At 50.0% G+C, this 12,476-nt stretch carries 12 protein-coding genes and 1 tRNA gene; 7 read left to right on the top strand and 6 right to left on the bottom strand.

The window, feature by feature from the left end:
- Positions 1-36: 36 nt before the first annotated feature.
- Positions 37-963 carry a ribokinase gene (rbsK, locus tag ACKFKF_RS31735; protein ID WP_446871382.1) on the bottom strand — a complete coding sequence of 309 codons (927 nt, stop codon included), beginning with the start codon at positions 961-963 and terminating at the stop codon, positions 37-39.
- A 200-nt stretch (positions 964-1,163) separates the two neighbouring features.
- Here rbsK and xylB point away from each other — a divergent pair, with 200 nt between their 5' ends.
- The 3 genes from xylB to ACKFKF_RS31720 all read left to right on the top strand — a co-directional run bounded on the left by xylB (position 1,164) and on the right by ACKFKF_RS31720 (position 4,601).
- Positions 1,164-2,612 carry a xylulokinase gene (gene xylB / locus ACKFKF_RS31730; protein WP_446871381.1) on the top strand — a complete coding sequence of 483 codons (1,449 nt, stop codon included), beginning with the start codon at positions 1,164-1,166 and terminating at the stop codon, positions 2,610-2,612.
- A 371-nt stretch (positions 2,613-2,983) separates the two neighbouring features.
- Entirely contained in the window at positions 2,984-3,637 is a 654-nt protein-coding gene (locus ACKFKF_RS31725) for a CAP domain-containing protein (protein WP_446871379.1), read from the top strand.
- 517 nt (positions 3,638-4,154) lie between these two features.
- Complete coding sequence (locus ACKFKF_RS31720) at positions 4,155-4,601, top strand: response regulator (protein WP_446871378.1); 447 nt, start codon at positions 4,155-4,157, stop codon at positions 4,599-4,601.
- Here ACKFKF_RS31720 and ACKFKF_RS31715 read toward each other — a convergent pair.
- From ACKFKF_RS31715 to ACKFKF_RS31695, 5 genes are all read right to left on the bottom strand, one after another.
- Entirely contained in the window at positions 4,586-5,326 is a 741-nt protein-coding gene (locus ACKFKF_RS31715; protein ID WP_446871377.1) for an HAD family hydrolase, read from the bottom strand. The genes ACKFKF_RS31720 and ACKFKF_RS31715 overlap by 16 nt on opposite strands.
- Positions 5,327-5,412: 86 nt before the next feature.
- Entirely contained in the window at positions 5,413-6,432 is a 1,020-nt protein-coding gene (locus tag ACKFKF_RS31710; protein ID WP_446858435.1) for a 30S ribosomal protein S1, read from the bottom strand.
- Positions 6,433-6,642: 210 nt separating this feature from the next.
- On the bottom strand, positions 6,643-7,230 hold the full coding sequence (locus ACKFKF_RS31705; protein WP_446858434.1) for a Uma2 family endonuclease: 588 nt from the start codon (positions 7,228-7,230) through the stop codon (positions 6,643-6,645).
- Positions 7,231-7,328: 98 nt separating this feature from the next.
- A tRNA-Gly gene (locus ACKFKF_RS31700) sits at positions 7,329-7,399 on the bottom strand.
- Positions 7,374-7,571, bottom strand: a complete 198-nt coding sequence (locus tag ACKFKF_RS31695; RefSeq protein ID WP_446871376.1) for a hypothetical protein — start codon at positions 7,569-7,571, stop codon at positions 7,374-7,376. The genes ACKFKF_RS31700 and ACKFKF_RS31695 overlap by 26 nt, the downstream gene beginning before the upstream one ends.
- Before the next feature lie 411 nt (positions 7,572-7,982).
- On the opposite strand from ACKFKF_RS31695, the gene ACKFKF_RS31690 reads away from it, so the two are divergent.
- The 4 genes from ACKFKF_RS31690 to pip form a co-directional block, all read left to right on the top strand.
- The gene (locus ACKFKF_RS31690; RefSeq protein WP_446858432.1) at positions 7,983-8,819 is read left to right on the top strand and encodes an Npun_R2479 family HD domain-containing metalloprotein; all 837 of its coding nucleotides are present in this window, start codon (positions 7,983-7,985) and stop codon (positions 8,817-8,819) included.
- A 309-nt stretch (positions 8,820-9,128) separates the two neighbouring features.
- Positions 9,129-10,274: an AI-2E family transporter gene (locus ACKFKF_RS31685; RefSeq protein ID WP_446858431.1), complete on the top strand. Its 1,146-nt coding sequence runs from the start codon at positions 9,129-9,131 to the stop codon at positions 10,272-10,274.
- 29 nt (positions 10,275-10,303) lie between these two features.
- Positions 10,304-11,440 (top strand): ABC transporter permease, encoded by a 1,137-nt coding sequence (locus tag ACKFKF_RS31680; protein WP_446858430.1) that lies wholly within the window; start codon positions 10,304-10,306, stop codon positions 11,438-11,440.
- A 216-nt stretch (positions 11,441-11,656) separates the two neighbouring features.
- Positions 11,657-12,476: prolyl aminopeptidase (pip, locus tag ACKFKF_RS31675; protein ID WP_446871375.1), on the top strand; the 820-nt coding region annotated here is incomplete at its 3' end.

The raw sequence follows: 12,476 nt of genomic DNA, 5'->3' as shown, positions 1-12,476 counted from the left end.
CTCATCCCTCATCCCTCATCCCTCATCCCTCATCCCTCATCCCTCATCCCTTCCCATCAGCTTCATCACCTCCTCCCGATCGGGCAATGCTCCCTGCGCCCCTGATTTTGTCGTCGATAGCGCTCCGGTGGCGGCTCCCCAAGTTACGGCTTCTCGGATGGAATGACCTTCGGCGAGGGCGGCGGCAAGTCCTCCATTAAAGGCATCTCCCGCAGCGACCGTATCGATCGCCTCCACCTCAAAAGCCGGAAAAAAGAAAGCCTCCTCTGACGTTGCACAAAATCCACCTTTGGCACCCAGTTTGAGAATCACCGTTTTGACTCCTCGTTTTTGCAGAACGCTTGCTGCTTCAGAGGTGAGAGAAGGGCTGTCGATCGGAAACCCTACCAATTGTTCCGCTTCCACAGCGTTGGGCGTGATGATGTCAATCAAAGGATACAAATCAAGGGGAATTTCGGATGCAGGAGCCGGATCGAGAATTACTGTAACGCCTGCTTTCTTTGCGGCTTGGGCTGCCAGTTTTACCGCTGCGATCGGGATCTCTAGCTGTAATAACAATGCCGTTGCGTGAGATAAATGAGGGATTAATCGAGTAACATCCTCTTCATTGACGTTCCCATTCGCGCCAGCAATCACGATAATTTGGTTTTCACTGCGATCGTCTACTGCGATTAGCGCCACACCAGAACTCACCGAAGTATCCGTTAAAACATCTTCTGTCTGAATTTTTGCTGCCTTCAACCCATTCAATAAGTTTTCTCCGAACTGATCGCCGCCCACTCGTCCGACCATGATTGCAGGAATTCCCAAGCGAGCGATCGCGACTGCCTGATTCGCCCCCTTTCCACCCGGAACGGTCGAAAACCCCTGTCCCAAAAGCGTCTCTCCTGGAATTGGCAATCGAGGCACTCTGGCAACCAGATCCATATTGATGCTGCCAAATACAATTACCGGATCAGCCATCTCGAATTTTGAACCACAATAAGATTAGGTGTTGCTGAACAATGGTCTGAATTCGCCTCACAATCCCCCTTCTGGAGGCCTCTCGGACTTTCAAAGTCCCTCACTCGTGGGGGATTTAGGGGGCCGCTAGAAATGTCGCTTCCCAACGATTCACTGTTATTCAGCCATACCCAAAGTCAGTATGTCACATCCTCAAAATTATGCTGTTAGGAATTGATTTGGGGACAGGCTCAGTCAAAGCGCTATTGATGACGATCGACGGCACCTTGATCGCCCAATCTTCTCATCCCTATCCGGTCAATGCGCCTCACCCTGGATGGGCCGAAACGAATCCCGAAGATTGGTGGTCAGCCGTTGCGATCGCCGTCAGAAAGGCCGTTCAAAATCGGGGCAATCAGATTCAAGCGATCGGGCTATCGGGACAGATGCACGGAGTCGTTTTGAGTGATGCCAACAGTCAGCCGTTGTACCCTGCGATTCTTTGGGCAGACACGCGCGCGAGTGAGCAGTTGTATCGATATCATGCGATCCTCGACCTACAAAATCGCCTCGCCAATCCCATCACCACAGGCATGGCTGGCACCAGTTTGCTCTGGCTACAAAAACACGAATTTGCGCTGTACACGATCGCTCGCTGGGCCTTCCAACCCAAAGACTGGTTGAGATTTCGCCTCACGGGAACCGCCACCGCCGAACCTTCAGACGCTTCTGGAACGCTGCTGTTTGATGTGTTGAGCGATCGCTGGTCTACTTCAGTTTTGGATCGACTCAACCTCCGCTCAGACTGGTTGCCCCCCTTGATCGCGTCTCACAACATCGCAGGCTATCTCACACCCGCAGCCGCTGAATCTTTGAATTTGCCGATCGGTCTTCCCGTCATCTCAGGGGCCGCAGATACCGCCGCCGCCTTATTGGGAAGTGGCTTACTCGACCCTGGAATCGTTCAACTCACGATCGGCACCGCCGCCCAAATTGCCACCCTGCGATCTGAGCCGATTGCCCACCCCCACTACCACACCCATCTCTATCGATCGGCATTGCCTGATCAGTGGTATGCCCTGGCTGCTCTGCAAAACGCCGGACTCGCCCTGGAATGGGTACGAAATCTGTTGAGCATGAGTTGGTCAGAAGTTTACGCAGAGGCTTTTACGGTGTCTCCAGGCTGCGAAGGACTGACGTTTTTACCCTACCTGACCGGAGAGCGCACGCCTCATCTTGATCCCCATGCGCGAGGAAGCTGGGTTGGACTGGGATTGCACCACACGCGATCGCACCTGATGCGGGCTGCTTTAGAAGGGGTCGCTTTTTCGCTGCGTCAGGGACTCCATGCACTACGAGAAACAGGGATCACACCCACTTCACTACGACTGGCTGGAGGCGGCACGATCGAGCCTGCCTGGAAACAGCTTTTAGCTGACATTCTGCAATTGCCCCTTCACCCTGTTACCGTTACGGCAGCTTCTGCACGAGGAGCGGCCATTCTCGCAGGGCTGGGAACTGGAACTTACACCTTTGCCACGGTTCCAAAAATGGTGGTTGCTCTTGAAGAAATTCTTCCCCAACCGCCAAACTCTGAGTTAGAAGCTGCCTGGCATCGATATGAGTCGCTGTATCCCTCGTTACGAGACTGGAGATTAGAAAACCAGTAGCCTGTCGAGGATTTGTCGTCTGCCTGAATGTAGATCTCGTGGTTGACGATCGTGAGAAAAAATGTATCTTTCAGCAATTGCAAAGTTTAGATGAAGTGTGTCCGCACAGTGTCAACATTTGTGGATAAAAATAGAGTCCGTAGTAATTCCTAATTCTCTCAAAGCCACCTAAAAACCGTTAGTTTCCGCCGTTCCAGGGAAAACTTCAGACGTAGAAACAGAGGTTGACATTATCATTGACTTCGGAAAAAATGCGGTTGGAATTCTCTTCTTGCAGTGTGTTTCCCGATCGTCTAACAGCATCGCTTCTCAATCAGAACTGATGAAGTGAGTCGCCCTCTGACTGCTGTTGTCACTCCCCGGAAATTGATATGAATTTAACCCAATATTGGTCGGGCGCAGGGGTCGTTGCGTCCCTGATTTCGCTTGCTTTAATTTCCCCCACTACGGCGCAGGTAACTGCCCGATCTGGAGGCGAAGTGTGCCAAAAGCAAAAAGTTTTGTTGGCGGCGGCTTGCGATGGCGATGATCTAGAACCCGAAGAAGCCAAGCTCCACCAGTTGGTCAACCAGTACCGCGCGCAACATAATTTGCCACCGATTCCGCTCTCAAAGTCCCTGACATTGGTTGCCAACCGCCACGCCCAAGACCTTGCAGAAAATCTAGACAAGCTCACCCATAGCTGGAGCAACTGCGCCTTTGATGCCCACGATGCCCAAACTTATCCTTGTATGTGGTCAGCCCCACAGCGGCTAAAAACGGCTTATCCCAGCTACGGGTTTGAGAATGCCTACATCAGTTATGGAGAAAATGTCACCGCTGAGAAAGCCTTTAAGGGATGGCAAGATCACACCGCGCACAATGATGTGATGCTCAATCAAGAACGCTGGAAAGCAATGAAGTGGAACGCTGTAGGAGTTGCTGTCTACAAACACTACGCTGTAATGTGGTTTGGTCAAGATACCGATCCCGCAGGACTGCCAACCAAGATTGAGACAGTTTCTATAAAAAGACCTGGACAATAGACTGAACTCTAGACTTCTTCAAAAAGTTGATGTTAGATCCCTGGCTTCTTCAAAAAGTTGGGGATCTTTTAGCAGAGATTCTGACATCTCATTATAATCCTAAATTTAACCAGGTAGGGTGTGTTGAGTTAGTGAAACGCACCATCAATGCTTGAAATCTACCAGAACGATTCTATTTAGATCTATTTAGACGATCGTTAGAAATACACCCCTAACGTCTGAAATCAGGGTGTCTCGCGTAGCTCACACCCTACATAGAACGATTTTGTTTAACAGACGATCGTACTTCTAACAATGATCACAAATACTCTTTTGAATCTGAGACCTGAAAAGCAGCAGACAAAGAAAGAGTGAAATTACTTATTCCGATAAAGAAACTGTTAAGAAAAGATAAACATCTCTTGGCAGAGCCTTGAAATCTACCTTGAGTGAGAGATCTACAGCTTAGATAAAAACTATACCTAGTTAGAGACACAATACGGTTCGTTCTTATCCCCTTTCAATATCTTTTTTAACGATGCCACCCCACAGCTATCGAATTCTTATTGTTGACGACGTTGCAGATAATCTATTTCTGCTGCAAACCGTCTTAGAGACAGAAGGCTACCTCGTCGAGTCTGCTACCGATGGCACCAGCGCTTTAAATCAGTTTCAAGCCTCTCCACCAGATTTGGTGCTGCTTGACATTATGATGCCAGGGCTAAACGGCTATCAGATCGCACAGCGCATCCGCCAGTCTTCCTGGGTGCCGATCGTCTTTATGACTGCCCACGATGAGTTGTCTACCCTTCCCTACTCTGAGATTGGGGTCAACGATCTGATTCGCAAGCCGATCGATTTTGATGAGCTGTTTAAAAAAATTCAGGGGTTTGCCAGAAGTGCCCCTGAGCCACCCAAGCCCCAGAGAGCTTCTGAGCAACATTTTTTTGACTACTACAGGTCACGCACTCACGCCCAGGCTTGAATTTCGTCAAACTGATCAACTACGACGTTCGCATCAGTGAGGCTATTTCGGCGGGTTCCTCCCCAGGTGACCCCGATCGCAGCGATCGCGCCTCCTCGACGGGCAAGCTGCATGTCGGCTTGAGAATCTCCGATGACGATCGTATTCGCTGGGGAGACGCTCAAAGCTTCGCAAGCCATTTTTAACAGTTGAGGGTCGGGCTTACTGAGTCCGCTTGATGTTCCCATTTGTAATTGCAGATAGGGCGAAATTCCAGAATAGTCGGCAAAATCTCGCACATTTTCATCACTGTCAGCCGAGAGAATTCCCAGCCTGAGATCCAGAGCGGCTAAAGACTTGAGCAAGAATAACGCTCCCTCAAACAGGGGAGTTAGAGACGCTTTGCGGGGCAAGGAGCGATCGGCTTCCTCAAAGACAGACTGCGCGATCGTTTTAGAATCGATCCAGTCCAGTCCTGTTTGGGCGATACAGACTGCCGCCGCGATTTCATTTTCGAGTCGAGTGCCGACGGCCATCAGTCCAGCGGGATCAAGTTGACCTTGACGCACACCAAACGCCTCCAACAAAGCAGACTGCACATCGGGAACCTGGAGGTTGATCAGATGCGATCGCCGCTCTGCCAAAACTTTGAGAAACTGCTGAGAATCGGCCAGCGTCCCATCTTTGTCAAACAAAATCGCCTGAACATCCGAGAACACATTCGACCCACAGTGAACGATCGCCAAAACTCACCCCCAAAATTAGTCAAAAAACGGTCAAAAAAAAGAGGGATTGCTCCCCCGTCTCTAAAGTCTCAAATCAAACGCCTGCCTTATTCTTCTTCAGTCGCTGGAGGCAGATCTTCAATTTCTTCAACTGCATCAGGCACTTCAACGTCGATAGGGGGTTCAACGGCTACCTCGATCGCCGCTACTGGAGCCGCACCACCTTGTTGATTGATTTGCATCTGTTCACGATATTTAGCAGCCATTTCCTCAGCCTTCTCGTAAACTACGGTGGGGTTTTTCACCATATCACCGGGTTCTGGCTCAAGCTGCTTAGTCGAAAGCGAAATCCGACCGCGCTCTGCATCGAGATCGATAATCATCACCTTCACTTCGTCGTTGACGTTGAAGACGCTGTGGGGCGTGTCGATGTGATCGTGAGAAATTTCAGAAATGTGTAGCAAACCGCTCACGCCGCCGATGTCAATGAATGCACCGTAGGGTTTGATGCCGCGCACTGTACCGATCACCACTTCGCCCACTTCCAGACGATTCATCTTGCGCTCAACCAAAGCACGACGATGGCTGAGAACCAGACGGTTGCGCTCTTCGTCCACTTCTAAAAACTTTAGAGGCAACTCTTCGCTGACGAGTTCTTCTTTGGGCTTGCGGGTGCTGATGTGAGAACCAGGGATAAAGCCCCGTAGCCCTTCGATTCGCACCAGGGCACCGCCTCGGTTTGTGGCAAAGACAATCGATCGCACCGTTGCATCTTCGGCTTGAAGTTGGCGCACTCGCTCCCATGCTCGCATGTATTCGATCCGACGAATCGAGAGGGTGAGTTGACCATCTTCGTTTTCGTCTGCGAGGATGAAAAATTCGCGGGTCTCGTTGGATTGCAGCACTTCTTCGGGGCTATCAATCCGGTTAATTGACATTTCCTGAATGGGAATATAGGCAGCCGTTTTGGCCCCAATGTCAATCAGAGCGCCTCTTGGCTCTAAACTAAACACGGTACCAGCCACCACATCTCCAGGGCTGAAATGGTAGTCGTATTTGTCGAGTAGCGCCGCAAAATCTTCGTGAGTAAAGCCGACATCAATAGCTAACGTGTTCTGATTGGCCATGCTAATAGTTTCCCAGTGGTATCTCCGTAAAAAGTTCGCCTCCTGCCGATGCGTATGCACACAAAATTGTGCAGCCTACACCTCACCTCTCTCACATTTTAGTGCAAGAGATTTGTTTGGACGGATCGAGAGTTCAGAAGCACTATCATAACGCACCCCGGTTCTCTCTACACACCAGAGTTTTCACTTCTTTTTGCAAACATTACGGGGCTATGTCGCAGTCAAAATCTCATCCACCGTCAGCGTCAATTTTGGAAAAGTAGCGGAGAGAATACGATCGTTGCCTCTAAACTCACTGCCCTCATAAAATTCCTCGACCAGTGTGAAGACAGTGATTTTGCTCTCTAGAGGATCGACCACCCAATATTCTGGAATGTCGCGAAAGTTGTATTCCAGCCGTTTTGCTCGATAGTCAACGGTTTTGGTTGATTCACTGACCACTTCTACTACCAGTAAGGGGGCCGCTTCGTTTAGCTCGATCACGGCCTCACGGTTACGTAAAGTTTGCCACTGTTCTAATGGAATCACGGTTACATCAGGAATTCGAGACGTATCCCATCGGTAGCCACGGGGAATCCGAATGCCAATGACTGCCTGACGTGCGACCCAGGGCAAACTCGATCGCTCAATTTCTGCACTCAACTGCTTCTCAATAAAGTGAATGACTTCTCCATGTTGTCCGCTACCAAGACTCATCGGAATCAGTTCTCCATTGACCAGTTCATAGCGGGTGTCAGTGCCATCGTCGTATTTAAGATAATCCTCGAAACTGAGGCGCTGTTGGGTGGCGAGGGTCATCTCGATCGCTCCTAGTACTTGCGAAGGTCACTCTACGCTGGAGAAGTGTTTTGGAGAAGTGTTACTCAAAATCAAAGGCTGTGCTCAGTCAGAACCTAAGCGGGTAGCGAGAATCGAACTCGCAACTAATGCTTGGGAAGCATTCATTTTGCCACTAAACTATACCCGCGATCGCTCCCCACTATTATATAGCTACTTTGGCGTATCGTTTCGTGCTTGTCGTGATGAGTGTTGAAATTAATGACAGCGGCAATGTCATCGTAGTAATCACCGTTGATCGCCAGTTTCGCCAAAAACAAAAAATAGATCGCGATCGCTACCCACAACGTACTAGAGACCACTGCTCGATCAAATTTGTGAACAATTCTCAAATGCACTTTCGATCTAGGACTTTGATTGGTCAACCAGAACTTATTGCCTTGGAATTTCTATCGTTTTCCAAATTTTGATTTGTCACGTTGAATTTGTCATGCGATCGTCAATTTAGGACTTACAAAATTGTTCCATAGAGAATTCACAACTTTTTTGAAGGGTTAGCCGAGTCAGTCAGTTCAGGGAATTACTTTACAATAAGCTCTATCGAATCAGTTGGCATCCTGCGATCGGGTGAATCGGTTGGAGGGTGTTTAGAATCAATTGCGCTCAAATTCTGTGTTTTTCTCCCTCCCCAAAATGCGCGGAAGTTATCAAAATAAAGGGAAGACTAAGATGAGTTACCCGATCGCTTGCCCAACCGAGTCAACAGCCCCGCCATGTTTAACGCCACAGAACTCCTGATTGATGATTTTGTTAACAAGCTCAAAGATGGCTATCGTCGCACCTACGGCGGTTGGAAGTCTGACTACGAAGACATTATCGGCTGGGTCGGCTCAATGGCAATGGAGAATATTGCCAACAGTGATGCGCTCTATCACAACGTCGAACATTCGATTTTAGTCACCCTCGTCGGTCAAGAAATTTTGCGGGGTCGCCACATTCGAGAAGGCGGAGTCTCGTGTGAAGACTGGCTCCACTTCATCATTTCGCTCGTTTGTCATGACATTGGCTACGTCAAAGGCGTTTGTCGTCAAGATCATGGGCGAACCTACTCCACCGGAAGAGATGGCAAAATGGTCTCCTTAGCGCCTGGTGCCTCTGATGCCGCTTTGACTCCTTACCACGTCGATCGTGCCAAACTTTTTGTTGATGAACGATTTGGTGGGCACAAGCTGATTGATGCCGAATTGGTCAAGCGCAATATTGAGCTGACCCGCTTCCCCGTCCCCGCTGCCGAAGATCACCAAGACACTGTTAACTACCCCGGTTTAATTCGCGCGTCTGATTTAATCGGACAACTCAGTGACCCTCGCTATCTCAAAAAAATCAGCGCCCTCTACTACGAGTTTGAAGAAACAGGCGTTAATCAAGCTCTGGGATATCGTCACCCTGGCGATCTGCGCCGCAACTATCCCAAGTTTTATTGGCATGGCGTTTATCCCTATGTCAAAGATGCGTTGTACTATCTCTCACTGACTCAGCAGGGCAAACAAATTATTGCCAATCTATATTCCAATGTGTTTGTCGTCGAACACGAAAAGCCGGACGAATAATCTAGGATGAAAGCAGACGATGAGGGCGGGACAGCCAGAGCAGCGATCGTTCTGCATTTAGCCTGTCCCACAATCAGTTAACGTTGTTGACATACCTCCTCGTTCTAAAGGATCGAGGATTCCTTGACGCTTCACTGAGATGCGCTACCGAAGTAGTCTTACCATCCCTCCACGTCCGTTTAAAGTCTCCCAATGCCCTGTGGCGACTTATTGCTATTTTAGCAAAAATATCGGTAAAGCCGTCCCAGAAGGACGGGGTTTTTACCCAAATTCTCGATAAACGGATTGACCCTCGCCCCCAAGCTGCTCATGGATCGCTTTTTCTCCCCCATTCAACAGTTTTTGATCACCTGGCTGCTGATTTTGGTCACAGGATGGTTGACGCTGAATGCGCTAACTTACTTTGGCGAACTGATTAGCGTTTTGGTCACGGCTGGCTTGATTGCCTTTTTGCTCAATTATGCGGTCGATCGCCTTCGCCCCGTTTTACCTCGTGGAATTGCGGCCGCTGTTGTTTACCTCGTCGCCGCGCTCGTTTTGGGACTGGCCGGACTGACGATCGCCCCTCGCATTTTCACTCAGGCACAACAGCTCGTCACCAATCTGCCGGGACTGGTCGAATCGGGTCAACAGCAGCTAAACGAGCTACAAAGTTGGAGTCAGGCGCGTCACTTAGGATTCGATCTCTCATTTTTTGAGCAACAGCTTTCTGCTCAGGTACAGGGACAGGTAAAAACGATCGCTTCCACAGGAATTGGACTGGTTCTGGGCACCTTCAACTGGGTGTTGGATCTGATTCTAATTTTGGTGATCTCCTTCTATCTGTTGTTGGACGGCGAGAAAATTTGGAAAGGACTCACCAGCATTTTTTCTGCTCCGATTCGAGAACGCCTGACGGAATCTCTGAGAGATAGTTTGCAGCGATTTGCTTCTGGGCAGTTGCTCTTGGGTTTGTTCATGGCGGTTACCCTGTCGCTGGCGTTTTGGTGGCTGAGGGTGCCGTTCTTTTTGCTGTTTGCGGTCTTTATTGGCGTGATGGAGGTGATTCCTTTTATTGGAGCCAGTTTGGGGATTGCCACCGTTTGTATCGTCATCGCCTTTATCGACTGGTGGCTGGCTCTGCAAGCGTTGGGGGCAGCGATCGCCCTTCAGCAGGTCAAAGACAACCTGATCGCGCCTCGAATTATGGGCAACCTCACCGGGCTGAGTCCCGTCATTATCTTGACTTCTCTATTGGTTGGTGCGAGAGTTGCCGGACTGCTAGGTGTCATTTTGGCGATTCCGTTGACCAGTGTAGTGAGAACGATCGTTGAGATTATTATGAATCCCATGCTGCCGCCTCAAAGTGGCTCGATCTTCTCAGAAGCTGTGGAAAATAGTATTCTGGAACCCATCCTGTCGGTTGATTCTGACGAAGAGGACGATCGCGTTATCGTTTCTAGCCGCGAGCAGTAAATTCTCAAAACCCTTACTTCTGACACGCTATGGATTGGTGGAAAAGACTCAAAAAGAATTCTCTCGCCAAGTTTGGAGGCGTGCTGCTGCTGGTGTTTTATCTAGCCGTGATTGCAGCAGAATTTGTAGCCCCTTATGATCCCTACGTTTCGCAGACGGATGGGGCACTCTTGCCGCCGAGTCAAGTGTATTGGACTGACCAATCGGGTAAATTTATTGGCCCTCACGTCTATCCCACCACTCAGGGCGCAGTCGATTTGCAGACGGGCGATCGGGCTTTGAAGGTCGATCGCTCCAAACCCTCTGGGCTGAGGTTATTTGTGCAGGGCGACGAGTACCGATTCCTTCAAGTCAAATTACCGTTGCCGACTCGCTTTTCGTTCAGCGATCCCAAATTTGACGAAATCGAGCTATTTTCTGGCATTCCTGGCAACCTGCATTTGTTTGGGACAGATGGCGGCGCAAAGTTTAATCTACTTGGCACCGATGAGCAGGCGCGGGATCAATTTAGTCGTCTGGTGCATGGCGGCCGGATTAGCCTCAGTATTGGACTGATCGGCATCGCGCTGTCCTTTCCGTTGGGGATGTTGGTGGGGGGGATCTCTGGCTACTTTGGGGGAGCGATCGACAGCGTTTTGATGCGCCTGGTTGAAGTGTTGATGACGATTCCAGATATCTACTTATTGATTGCGCTGGCGGCGGTGCTTCCGGTGGGACTGTCTAGCGGACAACGATTTTTGCTGATTATTCTCATTACTTCTTTTATTCGATGGGCGGGTTTGGCGCGAGTGATTCGCGGTCAGGTCTTGTCGATTAAGGAGCGAGAGTTTGTGCAGGCGGCCCGGGCCATGGGAGGAAAGCCGCTCTACATCATCATTCGCCACGTTTTACCGCAGACGGCGACTTATGTGATCATTTCGGCTACGCTGTCGGTTCCGAGTTTTATTGTGGCGGAGTCGGTTTTGAGTTTGATTGGGTTGGGCATTCAGCAGCCCGATCCGTCCTGGGGAAATATGCTATCACTGGCGACTAACGCTTCGATTATTGTGCTGCAACCCTGGCTGATTTGGCCGCCTGCTTTGTTGATTATTCTCACGGTTTTGGCGTTTAACCTGTTGGGAGACGGCTTGAGAGATGCGCTTGATCCACGGAGTTTGCGGCGGTAAGAAGCGGGAGTATCCCATTCGGCGCTGAGATCTTCGCCCCCTAAATCCCGCAAAATTGGGGGACTTTGAGTGAATTAAATGTCCCAGTTCAAAGTCCCCCAGATTGGGGGATTTAGGGGCTGAAAGGACTGAAACGTAGATGAGGGGTTGCCGCTGGCGGCACGCTTCGCGAGAGGATGAGAATAAGATCAGTTGTCTAGAATCCAGGGCTGTCTTATGCGCGAACTTTATCCGCCGATCGACCCCTACGACACGGGGATGCTTCAAGTCTCTGACCTGCATACGCTCTATTTTGAGCAGTCGGGCAACCCGGATGGCAAGCCTGTTGTGTTGCTGCATGGCGGCCCAGGAGGGGGCAGTATTCCTTTGTATCGGCAATATTTTGATCCGCAGCGGTGGCGGATTGTGATTTTTGATCAGAGAGGCTGTGGCAAAAGTACGCCTCATGCAGAACTGCGGGAAAACACAACCTGGGATCTGGTGCGCGATATTGAGAGGCTACGATCGCATCTTCAAATCTCCCAATGGGTCGTGTTTGGGGGCAGTTGGGGCAGTACGTTGTCGTTGGCTTATAGTCAAACGCACCCCGATCGCTGTCTGGGCTTAATCCTGAGAGGCATCTTTTTGCTAAGGCGTAAAGAAATTCTCTGGTTTTATCAAGAAGGGGCGAGTTATCTGTTTCCCGATGCCTGGGAGAAGTATTTGGAGCCGATTTCTTTAGGTGAGCGGGGAGACTTACTCTCTGCTTATTATCAACGCTTGACCAGTGAGGACGGGATGATTCGGCGAGAAGCGGCTCGCGCCTGGTCGGTTTGGGAAGGCACCACGAGTAAACTGCTTCCTGATCCAGAATTGCAGCATCGATTTGGCAAAGATGAGTTTGCCGAAGCGTTTGCCCGCATTGAGTGCCACTACTTTATCAACAAAGGGTTTTTTGACTTTGATGACCAACTTTTGCAAAACAGCGATCGTCTTCAGGCGTTGCCGATTGTCATTGTCCAGGGTCGCTATGATGTCGTCTGCCCAATGATTTCTG

The organism is Phormidesmis sp. 146-12 (assembly GCF_052939495.1).
This window is presented reverse-complemented; position numbering and strand designations above follow the sequence as displayed.

Excerpts from the sequence above, each read along its gene's own strand:
- rbsK (WP_446871382.1), bottom strand. The coding sequence starts at position 963 with ATGGCTGATCCGGTAATTGTATTTGGCAGCATCAATATGGATCTGGTT.
- xylB (WP_446871381.1), top strand. The coding sequence starts at position 1,164 with ATGCTGTTAGGAATTGATTTGGGGACAGGCTCAGTCAAAGCGCTATTG.
- ACKFKF_RS31725 (WP_446871379.1), top strand. The coding sequence starts at position 2,984 with ATGAATTTAACCCAATATTGGTCGGGCGCAGGGGTCGTTGCGTCCCTG.
- ACKFKF_RS31720 (WP_446871378.1), top strand. The coding sequence starts at position 4,155 with ATGCCACCCCACAGCTATCGAATTCTTATTGTTGACGACGTTGCAGAT.
- ACKFKF_RS31710 (WP_446858435.1), bottom strand. The coding sequence starts at position 6,432 with ATGGCCAATCAGAACACGTTAGCTATTGATGTCGGCTTTACTCACGAA.
- ACKFKF_RS31705 (WP_446858434.1), bottom strand. The coding sequence starts at position 7,230 with ATGACCCTCGCCACCCAACAGCGCCTCAGTTTCGAGGATTATCTTAAA.
- ACKFKF_RS31690 (WP_446858432.1), top strand. The coding sequence starts at position 7,983 with ATGTTTAACGCCACAGAACTCCTGATTGATGATTTTGTTAACAAGCTC.
- ACKFKF_RS31685 (WP_446858431.1), top strand. The coding sequence starts at position 9,129 with ATGGATCGCTTTTTCTCCCCCATTCAACAGTTTTTGATCACCTGGCTG.
- ACKFKF_RS31680 (WP_446858430.1), top strand. The coding sequence starts at position 10,304 with ATGGATTGGTGGAAAAGACTCAAAAAGAATTCTCTCGCCAAGTTTGGA.